Raw genomic sequence first — 19,171 nt, forward strand, 5'->3', positions numbered from 1 at the left:
TCAGCTCTCCTCTCCGAGCCGCAGCACCTCGCCGAGGCGCATCCGGCGGTTGTTCACGGCCTCCACGGTGATCGCGAAGCCGAGGGCCAGCATGGCCAGGACCGACACCCCGGCGACCAGGCCGGGTTCGAACTGCGGGCGTACGTCCACGCCGCCGGTGAAGGCGGGCAGCCCGAGCACCGGCGTGAGCAGCAACGGCAGCAACGCGCCGACCACCGCCCCGGTGAGCACCGACACCAGCACCAGCGGGGTCAGCTCGACCATCAGCATGCCGCGCCACTGCCGGCGGGACAGGCCCATGGTGCGCAGCCGGGACAGCACCTGCCCGCGCGAGCGGGCCCCGGCGAGCACCGCGAGCGCGAGCCCGAGCAGCCCCAGCACGGCGCCGCCCCCGGCGCCGAGCGCGAAACCGAACACCAGCAGGCCGTTCACGCCGGTGCCGCCCAGGTCGGCGCGGACGGCCGAGCGGGTGGTGACCTCCGGCGCGCGGGCCTTGTCCCCGGTGCCGACCCCGCCGATGCGCAGGTAGCGGTTCTGCCCCTCACGCGCGACCCGGTCCACCTCGGCGGCGTCCACGCCCGCGCCGGCCAGCACGAACCCGGTGGGCGCGAGCTGGTGCGGCGCGTCCGCCGGCAACGCCGGCCACGGCAGCACCACGAACCGCGCCACGCCGTCGCCGACGAGCGCGAACTCGTCGACGGTGGCGGCGGTGCGCACCGGCAGCCGGTTGCCCTGCACGTCCAGCCAGGCGGGCCGGTCCCCCTGGGCGTCGGCGAGCCCGGCGTCGGCCAGCTCGTCGGCGACCGCCGGGGACACCAGCGCCGGCAGCGGCGTGCTCCCGTCGGCGCGGGCCCGCACCGGGTCGGGCACGCTCACCGGTACGCCTGCCGCACTGGCCACCTCGGCGAATCGCTCGCCGTCCACGAGCACCACGCGCAGCTCGGTGACCGGGGCGGGGCGGCCGGCGCGGTCGGCGTACGGCCGCTCGGCCGGCACGGTGAGCAGCGGCGCGACAGCGCGTACCCCGGGCAGCTCAGCCAGTTTGCCGGCGGTGTCCGGCGCGAAGCGCTCCCCGCGTACCAGCAGGTCACCCGGCACGGCCTGGGCGGCGGCGGTGTCCCGGCCGGTCTCGATGCCGGTCGCCACCACGCCGCAGAACGCGGCGGTGGCGACGGCCAGCACCACCACGACCAGCGGCCCGGTGCTCGCGGCCCGGCCCGCGCGGGCGGCGCCGAGGAACGCGACGCTGCCGCGCGCCCGGGCGGCGACGCGGCTGACCAGCCGCAACGGCCAGGGGTACGCGCGCAGCGCCACCAGCGCCGCCGCGATCGCCAGCAGCACCGGCACGGACACCAGCAGCGGGTCCACCGAACCGGCAGTGAGCCCGCGGCGGCGCAGCAGGAACGCGCCGAGCACGGCCAGCCCGAGCACCGCCACCTCGACGGTGAGCCGGACGGCGGGCGACCGGCCGCCGAGGTCGGAGCGGCCACCGGCGCGGCGGCCGACCGCGAGCGCGGCGAGTGGCGGCAGCAGCGTGGCCAGCAGCCCGGCGATCAGCACCCAGAGCCACGGCGACCCGGCGCCGGGCAGCAACCCGCCGAGCAGCCAGCCGATCCCGGCCGCGGCCGGCAGCACCAGCAGCGACTCGGCCAGACCGCGGCGCAGCACGTCACCGGTCGAGCCACCGCGGGCCCGGATCAGGTGGAACTCGGCGCGGCGTCGGTTCGCGGCCAGCCGGGCGGCCAGCAGCGTCAGCCCGGCCAGCGTGGCGAGCAGCCCGGCGGCGATGACCGCGAGCAGGGTACGCGCGGCGGCGAGCGAGTCGGCGAAGCGCCGCAGCGGGATGTCCACGCCCTGGCTGAGGGTCACCTTGACCTCGGTGGGCAGGGCCCGGTCCAGCCCGTCGACGCCGGCGATCAGCGCGTCGAGGCGGCCCGGTTCGAGCCGGTCCGGTGCGATCCGGTACCGCCAGCCGAAGGCCACCGGCCATTCCCCGGCGGTGATCGAGTTCAGACCCGCGTCGGCGGTGTACGCGACGCCCACGAACGGTTGGCCGTCGCCTTCCGGCGGGCTGAGCTTCAGCATCGACGGCAGCGTGTCCCAGACACCGCCGGCCGGGTCGTTCGGCCGCCACACGCCGACCAGGTCGACCGGGCGGGAGTTGAGCACGTTGTTGTCGGCGTCCAGCAGCGAGAGACGGAACCGGTCGCCGGCCGCGACGCCCAGCGTGGTGGCGATCGTCTCGGCGAGCGTCACCTCGATCGCGCCGGCCGGGGTGACGCCGCGTTCCGGCCACCGCCCGTCGACCAGGGTGGCCGCCTCCCGGATGCCGGTGCCGGCGCGCAGGTGCAGGTCGATCAGCCCCTTGTCGTCGCTGAGCGTCGGACCGCGCAGTCGCCCCGGGACGGTCTGCGCAGCGAACCAGCGCTCGCCGATCGTGTCGCGCACCTCGGCGGGCATCTTCTCCTCGATCGCCGCGAGCAGGGTCCCCCGGCTGGCGGCGACGGGCTGCTCCGAGGCGGGCACGACGTCCGGCGCGGTGCTGTACGTGAGGTCCCGGCGGGCCACCGGCTGACCGGCCACGTACTCGGTGAGCCCCTGCCCGGTCAGCCGGTCGGCGACCCGGGGCACGCCCGTGATCAACAGCGCGGTCACCAGGGTCAGGACGGCGAGCAGCAGGAACTGCCCCCCGTATGCGCGGACCCGGCGCGCGGCACCAGGAAGGCTCATCGTTCTCCTCCGATCCGGAGCTGCGCGGCGGCGACCCGCTGGCGGATGCCGGTGGTGATGACGGCGGCGAAGGCGAGCGCGGCGAGCAGCAGCCCGGCGGCGGTCGCCCCGATCGGCACCCAGGGCACTGTGAAGACCGCCTCGGGCACCGGCCGGCCGGCGGCCGGGGTGAGGATCACAAGCGGCACCATGGTGGCCGCGACGAGGGCGCCGACCAGCAGCCCGACGCCGACTCCGATCGCGGCCAGGAAACCCTGCTCGGCGAGGTAGGCGCGGGCCAGCAGCCGGGTGTTCGCGCCGAGCGTGTTGAACACGGCCAGTTCGGTGAGCCGCCGCCGGGTGGTGGCCCACACGTCGACCGCCAGGCCGACCAGCGCCAGCAGCACCGACCCGAGCGCGGCGGCGAGCAGCCCGGTGCGGGCGCCCTGCCAGTACGGGTCCCCCGCGGCCTCCTCCGCCACGCGCTGCCGGTCCAGCAGCACCGTGCCGCCGACAGTGGCGAGGGCCTCGGTCGCGGCGGCGTGCCCGCCCGGCGTGGTACGCAGCCACCACTCGGCCACCGGCCGTATGCCTCCGCTGCGTTCCAGCAACTGGGTACCGGCGGTGGGCAGGTCCAGCAGCACGCCGTCGCCAGCGGTGCCGGGGATCGCGGCGACCTGGCCGACCACCGTGGCCTCGATCGTCACCTCGGAGACCGACAGCTTGACGGTGTCACCGGTCTGCACGCTCAGCGCGGCGGCGACCCCCGGTGTGATCAGCACCGGCACCGGCGGGTCCTCGGCCATGGGCACCACGGCGAACCGGGACGACGGCACCCGGGCGAACTGCAACAACCCCGCGGGCACGTCGAAGCCCTGCGTCGCGTCCACCTCGGTGGGGGTGGCCCGGGCGTCCCGGCGCGGCCCGCTGCCCGGGTCGATCACCCGCCAGGCCCCCTCCACCGGCAACGGCAGCGCCGCGCCGCCGCCGTCGGTGAGCCGCATGTCGCTGAGCAGCAGCCGGTACGAGTTGCCGGTGGCGTCGCCGCCGTCGGCCTCGAAACCGGTCAGACGCAGCGGGGCGCCGCCGGTGTCGGGCACTGGCACGGAGAAGCGCACCGGCCGTCCATTGCCGTCGGCCTCGGCCAGCCGGACCCGCCAGGTGGCCCCGGCGTCGGTGGCGAACAGCGCGGTCACGGCGACGCGCGGCCGGTCGTACATGCTCTCCACCGGCGTGCGGACGGTGCCGGAGAAGGTCTTCGCCCCGGCCGGCAGGACACCGCCGACCGGCGCGCCCCGGCCGCCCGCGAGCCGGTCCAGCAGGGCACCGGTGGACGCGCCGCCGTCGGCGTCGTCGAGCCGGATCATCCCCTTCGCGGCGGCGGCGTCCAGGGCCACCACTGTCGCCGGCCGGGCCTCGCGGCCCAGGCGCACGTCGTCACGCCAGGCGGGCAGCACCCGGTCGATCCCGGGCACGGCGGCCAGCTGGGCGGCCCGGTCCGCGGGGGCGGTGCCGTCCCGTTCGGTCAGCCGCAGGTCCGTGCCGACCGTGTGCTGCGACTGGTCGCGCTGCGAGCGTTCCCAGGAGGCGACGAGCGACCACGCGAGCGTGCTGCCGCCGACGGCGAGCGCGAGCAGCAGCACCGGGCCGGCGTGCGGGCGACGCCCCGCCTGCCACATGCCGAACATGGTGGCGTTCCACGGCCGGCGGTCGACGAAACGTTCCGCGAGCCGTGTGGTCGGCGGCAGCAGCCGCAGCGCGATCACCGCGCCGGCCAGCACGCCGATCGTGGGCGCGGCGGCCAGCAGCGGGTCGATGCCGAGGCTGCCGTTCGCGCCGGCCAGCGGCGAGGAGTACTGCCGCAACTGGGTCCAGGCGAGCACGGCGAGCGCCACCAGCACCACGTCCACGCTGGCGCGCTGCACGGCGGCGCTGCGGGACGGGCGGGACCGGGCCGCCATGTCGGCGACGTAGGTGCCGGCCCGGCGCAACGCCGGCAGCACCATGGCGAGCAGGCAGCCGACCGCCGCGCCCACCGCGACCACCCAGACCCGGGCCAGGTCGCCGTCGGCCAGCCGCAGGTCCGCGCCGAGATACCGGACCGCCTGCCCGGTCAACGCCGGAGCCAGCAGCAGCGCCGGCGCCACCACGAGCGTGGCCTCGCGTACGGCGAATCCGGCGATCTGCCGACGCGCGGCGCCCCGGGCCCGCAGCAGCGCGGTCTGCGCCCGCCGGTCCTCGTTGAGCAGCGCGGCCACCAGCACCAGCGCGTACCCGCCGAGCACCACGATCAGCAGCAGCGGGGTGAGCAGCGCGGACCGGCCCACCAGGTCGGCCCGGCCCAGCCGGTCCACCAGCCGGTCCAGGTGGCTGACCTGCTGCGTCGAGGAGCCCAGGCCGGTGGCCTCGGGCAGCTTCTCGGTGATCTCGTTCAGCGCTGTGGTCACGGCCGGCAACCGGGCTGGCTCGACGGCCACCAGGTCGGGGTCCACCAGCCAGGCCGCCGAGGTCGAGCCGGGGAAGGTACGGGCGAAGTCGGCCGGGTCGAGCGCGAACGGCCCGTACGAGGTGACCTCCGCGTCGCCCTGGCTCTCCCCCACTCCCGGGGCGAGCCGCCAGTACGCCTCGGCCGCGTCGCGGGGCCGCCACGTGCCGGCCACCACCACCGTGCTGGCCCGCTCCGCGCCCCGGTCGTACAGCGGCACCCGCTCGCCGACCTCCAGGCCCAGTTGCGCGGCCACCTTCTCCGGCAGCGTCACCTGCAGCGGGTTGCTGCCGGGCACCGGCCACGCCCCGGCGGCCAGCTCGGCGTGCGCCGGCAGGTCGTCGAGCGTGGCCAGGTTGGCGAACATCGGGTCGTCGTCGGTGCGGGCGGCGCCCACGTCACCGGTCAGCTCCCGCCCGGTGCCGGAGCGGATCCCGGCCACCGTGACCGGCGCCCCGCCCAGCCCGTTCGCGAACTGTGCCCGTACCGCCCGGTCCCGCTCGGCGTACGCGGCGGCGTCCGCCCCACCGGAGCCGCTGATCAGCAGGCTGCGCTCCTCCGCCGGGGCGGCGTCGAGCACCGCCCGGGCGCCCGCGTCCACCGCCCGGCGGTTGTAGTCGGAGAGCCCGGTGACCAAAGCGACCGCGACGAGTGCCGCGACAGCGGCGGCGAGCAGCAGCCCACGGGCCTCTACCGCCCGCCTCCACACCAGCTTCATCCGACGTCCTCTCCTGGCCCCGGCGGGCCGATGCCGAGAGAGAGCAGCGAAGCCCCGGAAAAGGTTCGCGCCCGTTACATGATCGTTATCGGTCCCCCCGCCTCACCGCGCACTCTCCCCGTCGATCTTGGAGTTGTGGCGCCTCGAATGACGCCGATGCGGCTTTTGTGCACGACCACAACTCCAAGATCGACGGCGGCTGTCCACAGGGGCGGCTTTCCAAGGGCAGCGGGCGGGAGGGTGGGCGGGTGTGGCGGTATGGGGAGTTGCTGGCGGGTGGGGTGAGCCGTGCGGCGGTACGGCACCAGGTGGAGGCGGGGCGGCTGGGGCGGTTGTCCCGGGGTGTCTACGGGTACGCGGACGACGAGACGAATCGGTTGCGCGCCCTGTTCCGGCGGTTGCCGCCGGGAACCGTCGCGGGGTTCCACACCGGCGCGCGACTGCACCGGTTCGGGGCGGTGACCGACGACCGGGTGCACGTGATCGTGCCGCCCGGTGTGAGCGCGCGGCGAATCCGGGGCGTGGCGACGCATCAGACGGTGCTGCCGGTGCCGGACGCGGTGGAGATCGCCGGCATCCCCTGCGCGCCGGCTGCCCGCTGCGCCGTGGATCTGGCCCGGGTGCTCCGGCGGGCGGACGCGCTGCCGGTGCTCGACCTCTGCCTCCGCGCCGGCGCCTGCCGCCGCGAGGACCTGCTCACCGAAGTGGCGTGGCACGCCGGCCTGCGGGGAGTACGACAGGCCGGGCAACTCGTCGCGCTCGCCGACCCGCGCTCGGAGTGCCGGCAGGAGAGCCAGCTGCGCCTGTTGCTGATCGACGGCGGGCTGCCTCCGCCGGAGCCCCAACTGTGGGTTCCCGACGAGGACGGAAACCTGATCTACCGCCTCGACCTGGGCTATCGCGACCGGCGCATCGGCTTGGAGTACGACGGCCGGTCCCACCTAGACCCCGGCCGGCTGCACCACGATCGATCCCGGCTCAACTGGCTGGCCGAGCACGGCTGGCGGATGCGGGTCTACACCGCCACCGATCTCTACCGCCGCCCCCGGCACATCGTCGCGTCGGTCCGGAGCATGCTCACCTCGCCCGCCTGAGCCGTGGTCACCCGGGCGTCAGGGGCGGGGGCGGTCGCGGTCCTTGGACGGCTGGACCCGCTTCGGCTCGCCGGGCATCTTCGGGTATTCCGGCGGGTACGGCATGTCGCCCAGCCCGTCCGCCGCGTCCCGCTCGGCCCACTCCAGCAGCGGCGTGATGTCCCACGGGGCGTCGTCGATGCCGGCGTGCGGGTCGCCGCGCTCGGCGAACCGGCCCGGCACCGTGCCCAGGTGGAAGTCGTCCGGGTCTACCTCTGGCAGTTCGTCCCAGTCGACGGGGGTGGAGACGGTGGCGCGCGCGTTGGCACGCAGCGAGTACGCGCAGGCGATGGTGCGGTCCCGCGCCATCTGGTTGAAGTCGACGAAGACCCGTTCGCCCCGTTCCTCCTTCCACCAGGCGGTGGTGACCAGCTCGGGGCGGCGTCGTTCCAGCTCGCGGGCCAGCGCGATGGTGGCGCGGCGGACCTCGACGAACGTCCAGCGCGGCTGGATGCGCAGGTAGACGTGCACGCCCCGGCCGCCGGAGGTCTTCGGCCAGCCGGGCACGCCCAGCTCGTCCAGCAGGCCGCGTAGCTCACCGGCGGCGGTCACCGCGTCGGCGAAGTCGGTGCCGGGCTGCGGGTCGAGGTCGACGCGCAGTTCGTCGGGGCGGTCGGTGTCGGCGGCGCGTACCGGCCACGGGTGGAACACGACGGTGCCCATCTGCGCCGCCCAGGCCACGTGCGCCAGGTCGGCGGGGCACAGCTCGTCGGCCGGGCGGCCGCTGGGGAAGGCGATCCGCGCGGTGCGGACCCACGGGGGTACGCCCCGCTGCGGCACCCGCTTCTGGAAGAACATCTCCCCCTCGATGCCGTCGGGGAAGCGCTGGAGCGTGGTCGGCCGGTCGCGCAGGGCGCGCATGATCCCGTCGCCGACGGCCAGGTAGTAGCGGAAGACGTCGGCCTTGGTGAAGCCCCGCTGGGGGAAGATCACCCGGTCGGGGCTGCTCAGCCGCACCGTGTGCCCGGCTACCTCGATCTCTTCGACCGTGCCCTTGCCCGCCATCACGCGACCATATGCGATGCCACCGACAGCCGACGTACCGTGAAGGGGTGAGTCTTTCCGACAACGAACTGCCCCGTACCGAGGACGAATGGCGCGTGCGGCTGAGCCCCGAGGAGTTCCGGGTGCTCCGCGAGGCCGGCACCGAGGCGCCCTGGACCGGTGAGTACGTCGACACCAAGACCCCCGGCGTCTACCACTGCCGGGCCTGCGGGCTGGAACTGTTCCGCAGCGAGGACAAGTTCGACTCGCACTGCGGGTGGCCGAGCTTCGACGACGCCATCCCGGGCGCGGTCAAGGAGATCCCGGACAACACGCTCGGGATGCGCCGGATCGAGATCCGCTGCGCGCGCTGCGACAGCCACCTCGGGCACGTCTTCGAGGGTGAGGGTTTCACCCCGAAGGACACCCGGCACTGCGTCAACTCGATCTCGGTGCGGCTGGAGCCCAGCGCCGGCTGACGGCGGCGTCACAGCCGCAGCAGGCCGCCGGCCTCGTCCACCCGGTCGGCGGCCTCGTCGTCCAGCCACACGCCGCCGGTGGCCAGGTAGCGGAAGCGGTACTCCCCCGGCTTCAACCGGACCGTCACGGTACGGGTGCCGTCGCGGCGCGGCACCAGCTCGTGCCGGCCGGGCTCCCAGCCGTTGAAGCAGCCGACCACGCTTACCGTGCCGGGCGGGGTGTCCCGGGGCAGCGAGAACGTCACCCGGGTCTGGTTGCCGAAGAGTTTGTTGCGCTTGATCACGGATCCTCCGGGGATTTTCGGCGGTCACCGGAGTCAACGCTCGACACGCCGGGAGCGACTCGCCGTAGGGCCGGATCAGGTTCGCCGGTTCCGGTTGCTCGATGGTGTCGTCTGCGCGACTCTCGGATGACAGGTCCGTTTTCGGGGGGTTTCGCATGGCAACCTGCGAGGTTTGCGGTAACGACTACTGGATGGCGTTCGAGGTGCGCACGGTCGACGGGTCGCGGCACACGTTCGACTGCTTCGAGTGCGCGGTGCACAAGATGGCGCCGATCTGCGAGCACTGCCAGATCAAGATCGTCGGCCACGGCGTCGAGGTCTCCGGCCGCTTCTTCTGCTGCGCCCACTGCGCCCGCGCCGTCGAGGGCGAGCAGGGCGCCGAGGTACGCGACGCGGTCGGCGCCCGCCCCGCCTGACGCGCGCGCCCCGGCCGTCCCGCACCCGGCCCGGCCGGACCTCGGGGCGCCGCCTAACCTGGGCCGATGCCCGTCGAGTCCCACCTGGCCGGTTTCGCCGACCTGGATGCCCGCACCTTCCACGACCTGCTCCGGTTGCGCATCGACGTGTTCGTGGTCGAGCAGTCCTGCCCGTACCCGGAACTGGACGGCCGGGACGTCGAACCCGGCACCCGCCACCTGTGGCTGAGCAGCGACGGCGCCGTGGTCGCGTACCTGCGGATCCTGGCCGACCCCGGCGGCGTGGCGCGGATCGGGCGGGTGGTGGTGGCGCCGGCGGCCCGCGGCGCGGGCCTGGCCGGCGCGCTGATGGCCGAGGCCCTCGCGGTGGTGGGTGACCGGCCGTGCGTGCTCGACGCGCAGACGCATCTCGTGGGCTTCTACGCGGGATTCGGTTTCACGGTCAGCGGCCCCGGTTACGTCGAGGACGGCATTCCGCACACCCCGATGCGCCGCGACCCAACTCATTGACGTTTGTCACTTTTTGTGGCAACGTGCGGGCGGAGCCGCCACGCGGGAGAGGGCAACTCCCGACAGTCCGGGCGTCGTGCACCGACACCCATCCCGGAGGCTTTCCATGTCCACTCCGTACCGCCGCCCGTTACCGCTCGCGGCGGCGATCCTCGGCGTCTGCGCGGTCGTCGCGGCGCTGCTCACCACCGCGTTCTCCGGCCCCGCCTCGGCGCACGGGTCGGTGGTCGACCCGGCCTCGCGCGCCTACAGCTGCTGGCAGCGCTGGGGCGGTGACTTCCAGAACCCGGCCATGGCCACCCAGGACCCGATGTGCTGGCAGGCGTGGCAGGCCGACCCGAACGCCATGTGGAACTGGAACGGCCTGTTCCGCGAGGGCGTGGCCGGCAACCACCAGGGCGCCATCCCGGACGGTCAGCTGTGCAGCGGCGGCCGCACCCAGAACGGCCGGTACAACGCGCTCGACACCGTCGGCGCCTGGAAGACCGTGCCGGTCACCAACAACTTCCGGGTCAAGTTCTTCGACCAGGCCAGCCACGGCGCCGACTACATCCGGGTGTACGTGACCAAGCAGGGTTTCAACGCGCTCACCTCGCCGCTGCGCTGGAGCGACCTGGAACTGGTCGGCCAGATCGGCAACACCCCGGCCAGCCAGTGGACGCGTGAGGTCGACGGCGTGTCCATCCAGATCCCGGCGAACGCGCCGGGCCGCACCGGCCGGCACATCGTCTACACCATCTGGCAGGCCAGCCACCTGGACCAGTCCTACTACCTGTGCAGTGACGTGGACTTCGGCGGGTCCGGCCCGACCACCCCGCCGCCCACCAGCACCCCGCCGACGAGCACCCCGCCCACCAGCACGCCGCCGACGAGCACGCCGCCGACCAGCCCGCCGCCGACCACACCGAACCCGGCCGGCGGCTGCACCGCGACGTACGCGATCACCGGTTCGTGGGGCGGCGGCTTCCAGGCCGACGTGAAGGTGACGAACAACAGCGGCTCGCCGATCCGCGGCTGGTCGGTGAGCTGGAACTACCAGAACGGCCAGCAGGTCAGCTCGGCGTGGAACGCCACTGTCACCACGAGCGGAACACTGGTGACGGCACGAAACGCCGCCTACAACGGCTCACTCGCGCCGGGTGCGAGCACCTCGTTCGGCTTCACCGGCTCGGCCGGTGCGACGAACCCGGTGCCCAGCATCGTGTCCTGTACGACGACCGCCTGACGCCGGTCTTCCCGGTCGGGGCCCTGCTCGACACCCGCTGGGGTGTTAAGCGGGGCCCCTTCCTCTACCGCAGGCGTTAAGAAGGTGCCCTTCCTTTCACACCAGGCAGTTCACGATGTCGGCCACCGAGCGGCGGCGGCCGGTGTAGAACGGGATCTCCTCCCGCACGTGCCGCCGGGCGCCGGAGGCGCGCAGGTCACGCATCAGGTCCACGATCCGGTGCAGCTCGTCGGCCTCGAACGCGAGCATCCACTCGTAGTCGCCGAGCGCGAACGACGCCACCGTGTTGGCCCGCACGTCCGGGTAGCCGCGAGCCATCTTGCCGTGCTCGGCCAGCAGCTCGCGCCGCTCCGCGTCGGGCAGCAGGTACCACTCGTACGAGCGCACGAACGGGTAGACGCACAGGTAGGGGCGCGGCTGCTCGTCGGCCAGGAACGCCGGGATGTGGCTCTTGTTGAACTCGGCCGGGCGGTGCAGCGCCATCTGCGACCAGACCGGCGTGAGCGCCCGGCCCAGCGTGGTGCGGCGGAACCGCAGATACGCGTCCTGCAGCGCGTCGCTGGACGACGAGTGCCACCAGATCATCAGGTCGGCGTCGGCGCGCAGCCCGGCCACGTCGTACGTGCCCCGCACCGTGACGTCCTTGCCGGCCAGCTCGGTGAAGAGCGACTCGACCTCGTCGACGACGTTCTCCCGCAGCGACGGCAGCGGGCTGGTGGCCCGGTACACCGACCACATCGTGTAACGGATGGTCTCGTTGAGCTCCCGCAGCCGCGCCGCGTTGGTCTGCTCGGTCATGCTGCCGATCCTTCCAGTGCCGTGATGATCTCTTCGGCCGCCGTCTCGCCGGAGCGGACGCACACCGGGATGCCGACGCCGTCGTAGCCGGCCCCGGCCACCGCAAGCGTCGGGTACGCGGCGCGCAGCGCCGCCCGGACCGCCGTCACCCGGGCGGTGTGCCCGGGCGTGTACTGCGGCAGCGCGCCGCCCCACCGCTGCACGTGCCGGGCCACCGGAGTCGGCAGCGGCGCGCCGAGCACCGCCGACAGCTCCCGGTGCACCGCGTCGGCCAGGTCGTCGTCGGTGAGCTGCAGCGACGTCTCGTCGCCGTACCGGCCGACCGAGGCGCGCACCAGTGCCAGCCCGTCCGGCCGCCGCAGGTGCCCCCACTTGGTGGTGAAGAACGTCGACGCCTTGATCGTCAGCCCCTCACCGGCCGGCACCAGGAAACCGGACAGCTCCGGCAGGGCCGGACCGGGCAGGGCCAGGGTGATCAGGGCGACGCTGGCGTAGTCGAGCGCGCCCACCGTGTCGGCCGCCTCGGGCGCGGCGGCGGCGAGCAGCCGGGCGGCCGGGCGGGCCGGCACCGCGAGCAGCACCGCGTCGGCCTCGACGTGCTCGGCGTCGCGGGTCGGCCCGACGGTGAGCCGCCATCCGGACGGGGTGCGGCGCAGCTCGCGTACCGCCGCGCCCCGCAGGATCGTCGCGCCGCTCGCCGTCGCCGCCGCCTCGACCAGCGTGCTCAGCCCACCGGCCAGGGTGCCGAAGACCGGGGCGCCGGGCGCGCGCGGCGCGGCGGCCTGCGCGGCGCGTACCGCACCGACGAGCGTGTGCTCGGCGCGTGCCGCGCGGGCCAGCGCCGGCATCGTGGTGACCAGCGACAGGTCGTCGGCCCGCCCGGCGTACACGCCGCCGAGCATCGGATCGACCAGCCGCTCCACCACCGCGTCACCGAGACGCTTGCGGACCAGCTCACCGACCGAGGTGTCCTCACCGTCGGCCAGCAACGGGTGGCCCGCGTCGCGGTCGGCGTCCGCGGCCGGCGGCGCGACCGCCGCCACCTTCTCCAGATCCCCGGGTACGCCGACGAGCGTCCCGCCCGGCACCGGGCGCAACGTGCCGTCGACCAGCAGGGCGGCCTGCCCGACGGTCGGGTGCACGATCGCCTCGGCCAGGCCGAGGCGCCGGGCCAGCGTCACCGCCGCCGACTCGCCACCGGCCGGGTCGCGCATCAGGAACGACTCCGCGCCGAACTCGACCGGCCCGCCTGCGAGCTCACCGGTGAACAGCTTGCCGCCGAGGCGGCCGGACTGCTCGTACACGGTGACCTCGGTGCCCTCGGGAGCGCGGTCGCGAAACCGGACGGCGGCGGCCAGCCCGGTGATCCCGCCACCGACGATCGCCACCCGCCACGGTCGCACCACTGTCGCCTCCTAGCGCTCCGGTCGCGCGGTCAGCTCGTGCACCAGCGCGACCACCCGGGTCAGCACCTCGGGGTCGGTCTCCGGCAGGACGCCGTGGCCGAGGTTGAACACGTGGCCGGGAGCGGCCCGGCCCTGCTCGACGATGCGCCGCACCTCGGTCTCCACCACCGGCCAGGGCGCGAGCAGCACAGTCGGGTCGAGGTTGCCCTGCACCGCCTTGTCCGGCCCGATCCGGCCGGTGGCGACGTCCAGCGGCGTACGCCAGTCCACGCCCACCACGTCGGCGCCGGCCTCACCCATCGCGCCGAGCAGCTCGCCGGTGCCCACCCCGAAGTGGATCCGCGGCACGCCGGAGTCAGCGAGCCCGCCCAGCACGTACGTCGAGTGCGGCAGCACGAAGCGGCGGTAGTCGGCCTCGGAGAGCGCGCCGGCCCACGAGTCGAACAGCTGCACCGCGGAGACCCCGGCGTCGATCTGCACCTGGAGGAACGCCAGCGTCACCTCGGCCAGCCGGGCGCACAGCGCGTGCCACAGGTCCGGGTCGCCGTACATCAGCGCCTTGGTCTTGGCGTGGGTACGCGACGGCCCGCCCTCGACCAGGTAGCTGGCGAGCGTGAACGGGGCGCCGGCGAAGCCGATCAGCGGGGTGTCACCCAGCTCGACGACGAGCTGGCGGACCGCCTCGTCCACGTACGACACCTCGTCGCGGCCGATCGGGGAGATCCGCTCGACGTCGGCGGCGGTACGGATCGGCTCGGCCACCACCGGGCCGGTGCCGGGCACAATGTCCAGGTCGATGCCGGCCGCGGCGACCGGCACCACGATGTCGCTGAACAGGATCGCCGCGTCCACGCCGTGCCGGCGCACCGGCTGGAGCGTGATCTCGGTGACCAGGTCCGGCCGGCGGCAGGACTCCAGCATCGGCACGTTCGCCCGGATCTCGCGGTACTCCGGCAGCGACCGGCCGGCCTGGCGCATGAACCAGACCGGCGTGTGCGGGCCCGGCTCGCGCCGGCAGGCGCGCACGAAGGGCGAGTCGGCCGGCCCGCCGCGGCGGGGTTCTCCGTCTCGGGCGGCAGTGCCCGTGGTGTCGGTGGTCATCGCGGCAATCGTGCCACGCCCCCGGCAGGCGCCCGCGCTCACCGTCCGCATTTGTGACGTAGAAGGAAGGGCCCCCGCTTAACGCCTCCGGTAGAGGAAGGGCCCCTTCTTAACCGTCGATCACCCGGCGCGCCGTCGCGCGCCGTACGGTGGGCGCGCATAGGCTGCCCGCATGGCCCCCCCGATCGCGCTCCCGGAAACGTTCGCTCGCGCGGTCGCGGGGCTGCGGTCGGTGACACCCCGCCCGGAGATCATCCTGGAGGAGGTCGGCGCGCCCCAGCGGCTGGCCCCGTTCGCGTTCGCGCTCTCCGCCGCCGTGATGCGCGACGACGACGAGGTGGCCACCGGCCGGCTGATCCTGCTGCACGACCCGGCCGGGCACGAGGCGTGGCAGGGCACGTTGCGGCTGGTCACGTACGTCACCGCCGAGCTTGAGGTCGACCTGGCCAGCGACCCGCTGCTGCCGGGCGTCGGCTGGACCTGGCTGACCGACGCGCTGGACGCGCAGGGCGCCGGGCACCGGGCGATCGGCGGCACCGTCACCCAGACGCTCTCCACCCGGTTCGGCGAGCTGGCCGGGCCGCCCGCCGCCGGCGACATCGAGATCCGCGCCTCCTGGACGCCGCTGCGCGCCGACCTGGGTCCGCACCTGCTCGGCTGGTGCACGCTGCTGGCCTCCACGGCCGGCCTGCCGCCGCCCGGCGTCACCGCGCTGCCCCGGCGCTCCGCCGGCGCCGCCTGACCACACCCGGCCGGATACGCGAAGGCCGCCCCGGCGAACCGGGGCGGCCTCGGGCGAGCACAGGTCAGAGATAGTTCTCGGCCTCGTCGCAGACCTTGTCCAGACCCTTGTTCGCCGCCTCGAAGGCAGCCCGGTCGCCACGCGACGCGGCGGCGATGGCGGTGGTCAGCTTGTCCAGGCAGCTCGCGATGACCTTCTTCTGCCGGGCCTGCTCGTCCCGGTCGTTCTTGGTGCCGGTCAGGTCCTGCTGGGTGTCCGACAGCCGCTCCTGCACCGTCTTCAGCTCACCCTTGAGCTTCTCGATCTCCTGCTGGTTCGCCGAGATGGTGCCGTCGCGCTGGCTGACCAGCCGCTGGGACTTGTCCAGCTCGCCGTCGGTGGAGACGTACAGGAAGGTCATCACGCCGCCGAAGACGAACAGCAGCGCGGCGACGAGGCCGAGGACCAGCGGGGCCCACCTCCGGCCGCCGCCGGCGGGCGCGCCGCCGGCCGGTCCGTAGGGGCCGGGCGGCCCGGACATCGGCGGCGGGCCGTAGCCGGGGCCGGACACCGGTGGGGCGGACAGCGGCGGGGCCGACAGCGGCTGCGGGTAGCCGGGGCCGGAGACCGGCGGTACGGAGACCGGCGGCGCCGACATCGGCGGGGGCACCGGAGCGGCGCCCGGCGCGTAGCCCGGCTGACCCGGCGCGGCGGGATGGTATCCGCCGTACCCGGGTGCGCCGTCGGGCGCGGTGGGCTGGTGCAGGGTCGGGGCGGGCTGGTTCGGGTCGTACTGCTGGGGCGCGGGCCGGCTGCCGTACACGTTGCCGTAGACCGTGCCCCCCGGCGCCGGGGGCGGGTTGTCGCCCCCGGCCGGTGGGTAGGACATGTCGTTCCTCCAGATGAGCTGGTCCCCCGCGGGGTGGCCCGATGGGCCGGGGTCGATGCGCTGCGGTCGCCCCACACCGGCGTGGGCGACCGGTCAGCAGAGGCGGAACCGGTCGCAGGCGGTCTTGATCGGCACCGCCAACCCGATGCCCTCGGCGTTGCGGGCCTTGGCCGTGGCGATGCCGACGACCTCCTTGGCGCCGTTGATCACCGGGCCGCCGGAGTTACCGGGGTTGATCGGCGCGTCGAACTGGATCACCGGGCCGCCGCCGCGCTCGTCTTCGCGGAACGCGCTGACCACGCCCGTGGTGACGCTGTCCTGCAACCCGAGCGGCGCGCCGACCACGATGATCTGCTGGCCGGACCGCACCGGATCACTGGCCGCGACCAGACCGGCGAACTTGGCGGTGGTGCGCAACTGCGCCAGGTCCTTGTCCTTGTCGGTGGCGATGATCGTCGCCTCGAACCGCTGGTCCTTGCGCTCCAGGAACACCTTGCGCTCACCGGCGGTGAAGACCGACTCGACCACGTGGAAGTTCGTCAGCAGCGTGGTGCCGCCGCCGGACGGGGCCTTGCCGACGGCGAACGCCGTACCGGTGAACTGCCCGGCCCGCACCCGGAACACGCTCGGCAGCACCGCGCTGGCCACCGCCTCCGGGTTGAAGGCGGCTCCGGCCTGCTTCTCCAGGCTGCCGGCGCGCTGCTCCAGGCCGTCGAGCCGGCTGGCGTCCGCGCCCTGTCCCTCGGCCATCCGCTTGTCGGCGGCGGCGAGCCGGTCGTCGAGCCGGTAGATCTGGTACGCCTGCACGCCGCTGACCACCGCCAGCACGGCGGCCAGGGCCAGCGCCACCACCGCGAGCCGGCTGCGCCGGGGGGCGCGCTCCGGCGGGCCGAGCGGCGCGCCGAAGCCGGAGACCTGCTGACCCGGGTACGCCGCCGGCTGGCCGGGATAGGACGGCGCGGACACCGGCTGGCCCGGATAGGCGGGCGCGGAGACCGGCCGGCCCGGGTAGGACGAGCCGGAGCCGGACGGGGCGCCGGAGTGCCGGTCCGCGTACGGCGACGAGGCCTGGCCCGGGAACGACTGTGACCCGGCGGGCGCCTGGCCCGGGTAGGCCGGGGCGGACTGGGCCGGTGCCGAGCCGAAGGAGGACTGCCCCGGCTGGGCCGACGGCGTGCCGTAGGAGGACTGCCCCGGCTGGGCCGGCGCGCCGCCGAACGACGACGGGCCCGGCTGGGACGGCGCGGCGCCGAACGACGGCTGGGACGGCGCGGGCGGGGTCGCGACACCCGACGACGCGGAGTAGGCGGCCGACGGCGACGCCCCGGCCGCGTCGGCGCGGCCCGGGTAACCGGCGGACGGCGGCGCGGCGGCCCGCGCCGGATAGCCCGCGCCCGAGGACGGGGCGGGGTAGCTCGTGCCCGAGGACGCCGGGTAGCTCCCCCCGGACGATCCCGGGTAGCTCGCGCCCGGCGACGTGGTCGGGTAGCCCGTGCCCGACGCCGCGTGGCCGGGGGCGCCGCTCCACGCCGGACCGCCACCGCCCGCTGCCGACCCGGGCAGGGCCGGCCCGGACAGCGGAGCCGGACCGCCGGGCGGGTCGAAGCGCGGCGGCAGCGGGCCCGGCCGATCGGCCGTCGGGTCACCGCCCTGCCCCGGCACGCCGTCGCCGGTTCCGTACCCGCCTGTCATGCTCGACCGTCCTCCCCGTCGGCTTCGCCGACGCCCCCGACCGCTGTCGTCCGGCCCTGTGCGCCGCTCGCGGCTCGATGGACCGTACCGGCGGAAACGGGCTTTGTCTCCCCCGCTGTCCGACCCTCTCACGGCCCCGCAACCCGGTTCGTTCCGGACACCTGACGGACACCGCGCCGACACGCGCCGGACCGGCTGCGCACACCGGATCGTCCGGCCTACTAGGGTTGTCAGGTGACCGACGAACCACCCCTGCGCCGTCGGGCCGCCGAAAGCCGTACGGGAGAGGTCTCCGCCGATCCGACGTCGGCCCTGCCGGAGCCGGCGGACGCGGGGACCGAGACCGAGCCGGGCGCGGCCGTCCCCCTGACCGCGCCGCGCGACGGCACGCCCGCCCCGGTGGCCACACCGGCCGAGTTGAACGAGGTCGTGGCCCGTTTCGCGGGCGGCACCGGCCCGGTGGCCCTGGACGCCGAACGCGCCTCCGGCTACCGCTACAGCCAGCGCGCCTACCTGGTGCAGTTGCGCCGCGTCGGCGCCGGCACCGCGCTCATCGACCCGCTGCCGCTGCCCGACCTGTCCGCCCTCGACGAGGCGATCGCCGAGACCGAGTGGGTGCTGCACGCGGCCAGCCAGGACCTCGCCTGCCTGGCCGAGCTGGGCCTGCGCCCGCGCCGGCTGTTCGACACCGAACTGGCCGCCCGGCTGGCGGGATTCGAGCGGGTCGGCCTGGCCGCGCTGACCGAACAGCTGCTCGGGTTCAGCCTGGAGAAGCACCACTCCGCCGCGGACTGGTCCAGCCGGCCGCTGCCGGAGTCCTGGCTGACGTACGCGGCGCTGGACGTCGAGCTGCTGGTGGACCTGCGCGACGCGCTGGACGAGGAGCTGGGGCGGCAGGGCAAGTCCGGCTGGGCGGCGGAGGAGTTCGACGCGCTGGTGCGCAACGGCGCCCGTCCGCCGCGCGTGCGCGCCGAGCCGTGGCGGCGCACGTCCGGCATCCACCGGGTACGCGGCGCGCGCGCCCAGGCCCGGGTGCGGTCCCTCTGGTTCGCGCGGGACCAGATCGCCGCCCGCCGGGATGCCGCGCCGGGCCGGGTGCTGCCCGACTCGGCCATCGTGGCCGCCGCCGAGCTGGACCCGAAGGACGAGAAGACACTGCTCACGCTCCCCGGTTTCGGTGGGCGCTCGGTGCGCCGGCTGGCACGTACCTGGCTGGCGGCGCTCGACGACGCGCGTCAGTTGCCGGACGACGCGCTGCCGGTGAGCCCGACGGTGGAAGGGCCGCCTCCGCCGCACCGCTGGGCCGAGCGTGACCCGGTGGCGGCCGGGCGGCTGGCCCGGGCCCGGGAGGTGGTGGTCGGCACCGCCGGGGCGCACCGGCTGCCGGCGGAGAACCTGATCGCGCCGGACTCGATCCGCCGGCTGGCGTGGCAGCCGCCGGAGGAGATCACCGACGACACCGTCGCGGAGGCGCTGCGCGCCTTCGGCGCCCGGGAGTGGCAGATCGGGCTGCTGCTGCCCGCTCTTACCGAGGCGCTGCGCACCCCCCAGCAGTAACGTCGGCGGCAGGTGTGAGGTGGGCCACGCGGGGGGTGGTGCCGCGTTTGGTTACTGGCGAGTA

At 74.9% G+C, this 19,171-nt stretch carries 16 protein-coding genes; 7 read left to right on the forward strand and 9 right to left on the reverse strand.

What is annotated here, in order from left to right; all coding sequences use genetic code 11:
- A complete protein-coding gene (locus tag DQE82_RS00120; RefSeq protein ID WP_113971726.1) occupies window positions 1-2,730 on the reverse strand; it encodes an FtsX-like permease family protein in 2,730 nt (909 codons plus the stop codon).
- Window positions 2,727-5,912 (reverse strand): FtsX-like permease family protein, encoded by a 3,186-nt coding sequence (locus DQE82_RS00125; RefSeq protein WP_113971727.1) that lies wholly within the window; start codon window positions 5,910-5,912, stop codon window positions 2,727-2,729. The genes DQE82_RS00120 and DQE82_RS00125 overlap by 4 nt, the downstream gene beginning before the upstream one ends.
- A 248-nt stretch (window positions 5,913-6,160) precedes the next feature.
- On the opposite strand from DQE82_RS00125, the gene DQE82_RS00130 reads away from it, so the two are divergent.
- Complete coding sequence (locus DQE82_RS00130; protein ID WP_113971728.1) at window positions 6,161-7,006, forward strand: hypothetical protein; 846 nt, start codon at window positions 6,161-6,163, stop codon at window positions 7,004-7,006.
- Window positions 7,007-7,024: 18 nt separating this feature from the next.
- On the opposite strand, the gene ligD is transcribed toward DQE82_RS00130, so the two are convergent.
- Window positions 7,025-8,050, reverse strand: coding sequence for a non-homologous end-joining DNA ligase (ligD, locus tag DQE82_RS00135; protein WP_064447165.1), 1,026 nt, complete (start codon window positions 8,048-8,050; stop codon window positions 7,025-7,027).
- 47 nt (window positions 8,051-8,097) lie between these two features.
- Between ligD and msrB the strand changes: the two genes are divergently transcribed.
- Window positions 8,098-8,508: a peptide-methionine (R)-S-oxide reductase MsrB gene (gene msrB, locus DQE82_RS00140; RefSeq protein ID WP_030503019.1), complete on the forward strand. Its 411-nt coding sequence runs from the start codon at window positions 8,098-8,100 to the stop codon at window positions 8,506-8,508.
- An 8-nt stretch (window positions 8,509-8,516) separates the two neighbouring features.
- Here msrB and DQE82_RS00145 read toward each other — a convergent pair whose 3' ends face one another.
- Window positions 8,517-8,792, reverse strand: coding sequence for an isoamylase early set domain-containing protein (locus DQE82_RS00145; protein WP_043325634.1), 276 nt, complete (start codon window positions 8,790-8,792; stop codon window positions 8,517-8,519).
- A gap of 155 nt (window positions 8,793-8,947) precedes the next feature.
- On the opposite strand from DQE82_RS00145, the gene DQE82_RS00150 reads away from it, so the two are divergent.
- The 3 genes from DQE82_RS00150 to DQE82_RS00160 all read left to right on the forward strand — a co-directional run bounded on the left by DQE82_RS00150 (window position 8,948) and on the right by DQE82_RS00160 (window position 10,943).
- Window positions 8,948-9,208, forward strand: a complete 261-nt coding sequence (locus DQE82_RS00150; protein ID WP_030503017.1) for a hypothetical protein — start codon at window positions 8,948-8,950, stop codon at window positions 9,206-9,208.
- A gap of 66 nt (window positions 9,209-9,274) precedes the next feature.
- Window positions 9,275-9,718: a GNAT family N-acetyltransferase gene (locus DQE82_RS00155; RefSeq protein ID WP_113971729.1), complete on the forward strand. Its 444-nt coding sequence runs from the start codon at window positions 9,275-9,277 to the stop codon at window positions 9,716-9,718.
- A 106-nt stretch (window positions 9,719-9,824) separates the two neighbouring features.
- Window positions 9,825-10,943, forward strand: a complete 1,119-nt coding sequence (locus DQE82_RS00160; protein ID WP_113971730.1) for a lytic polysaccharide monooxygenase — start codon at window positions 9,825-9,827, stop codon at window positions 10,941-10,943.
- Window positions 10,944-11,039: 96 nt separating this feature from the next.
- Here DQE82_RS00160 and hemQ read toward each other — a convergent pair whose 3' ends face one another.
- The 3 genes from hemQ to hemE are packed head-to-tail and all read right to left on the reverse strand — an operon-like array spanning window position 11,040 to window position 14,248.
- Window positions 11,040-11,741: a hydrogen peroxide-dependent heme synthase gene (hemQ, locus tag DQE82_RS00165; protein ID WP_043325639.1), complete on the reverse strand. Its 702-nt coding sequence runs from the start codon at window positions 11,739-11,741 to the stop codon at window positions 11,040-11,042.
- Window positions 11,738-13,147 carry a protoporphyrinogen oxidase gene (gene hemG / locus DQE82_RS00170; protein WP_069089384.1) on the reverse strand — a complete coding sequence of 470 codons (1,410 nt, stop codon included), beginning with the start codon at window positions 13,145-13,147 and terminating at the stop codon, window positions 11,738-11,740. Before hemG ends, hemQ begins: the two co-directional genes overlap by 4 nt.
- Window positions 13,148-13,156: 9 nt before the next feature.
- On the reverse strand, window positions 13,157-14,248 hold the full coding sequence (gene hemE, locus DQE82_RS00175) for a uroporphyrinogen decarboxylase (RefSeq protein ID WP_043325641.1): 1,092 nt from the start codon (window positions 14,246-14,248) through the stop codon (window positions 13,157-13,159).
- Between the two features lie 172 nt (window positions 14,249-14,420).
- Here hemE and DQE82_RS00180 point away from each other — a divergent pair, with 172 nt between their 5' ends.
- Window positions 14,421-14,990, forward strand: coding sequence for a DUF3000 domain-containing protein (locus DQE82_RS00180; protein WP_043325643.1), 570 nt, complete (start codon window positions 14,421-14,423; stop codon window positions 14,988-14,990).
- Between the two features lie 64 nt (window positions 14,991-15,054).
- Here the strand turns inward: DQE82_RS00180 and DQE82_RS00185 are convergent, their stop codons facing one another.
- Together DQE82_RS00185 and DQE82_RS00190 are read right to left on the reverse strand one after the other, a co-directional pair.
- Window positions 15,055-15,858, reverse strand: coding sequence for a hypothetical protein (locus DQE82_RS00185; RefSeq protein ID WP_113971731.1), 804 nt, complete (start codon window positions 15,856-15,858; stop codon window positions 15,055-15,057).
- Between the two features lie 93 nt (window positions 15,859-15,951).
- Window positions 15,952-17,550 (reverse strand): trypsin-like peptidase domain-containing protein, encoded by a 1,599-nt coding sequence (locus tag DQE82_RS00190; protein ID WP_113971732.1) that lies wholly within the window; start codon window positions 17,548-17,550, stop codon window positions 15,952-15,954.
- A gap of 234 nt (window positions 17,551-17,784) precedes the next feature.
- Here DQE82_RS00190 and DQE82_RS00195 point away from each other — a divergent pair, with 234 nt between their 5' ends.
- Window positions 17,785-19,107, forward strand: coding sequence for a ribonuclease D (locus DQE82_RS00195; protein ID WP_113971733.1), 1,323 nt, complete (start codon window positions 17,785-17,787; stop codon window positions 19,105-19,107).
- Window positions 19,108-19,171 lie beyond the last annotated feature (64 nt).

Source organism: Micromonospora sp. LHW51205, from assembly GCF_003315815.1.
Lineage (GTDB): Bacteria > Actinomycetota > Actinomycetes > Mycobacteriales > Micromonosporaceae > Micromonospora > Micromonospora chalcea.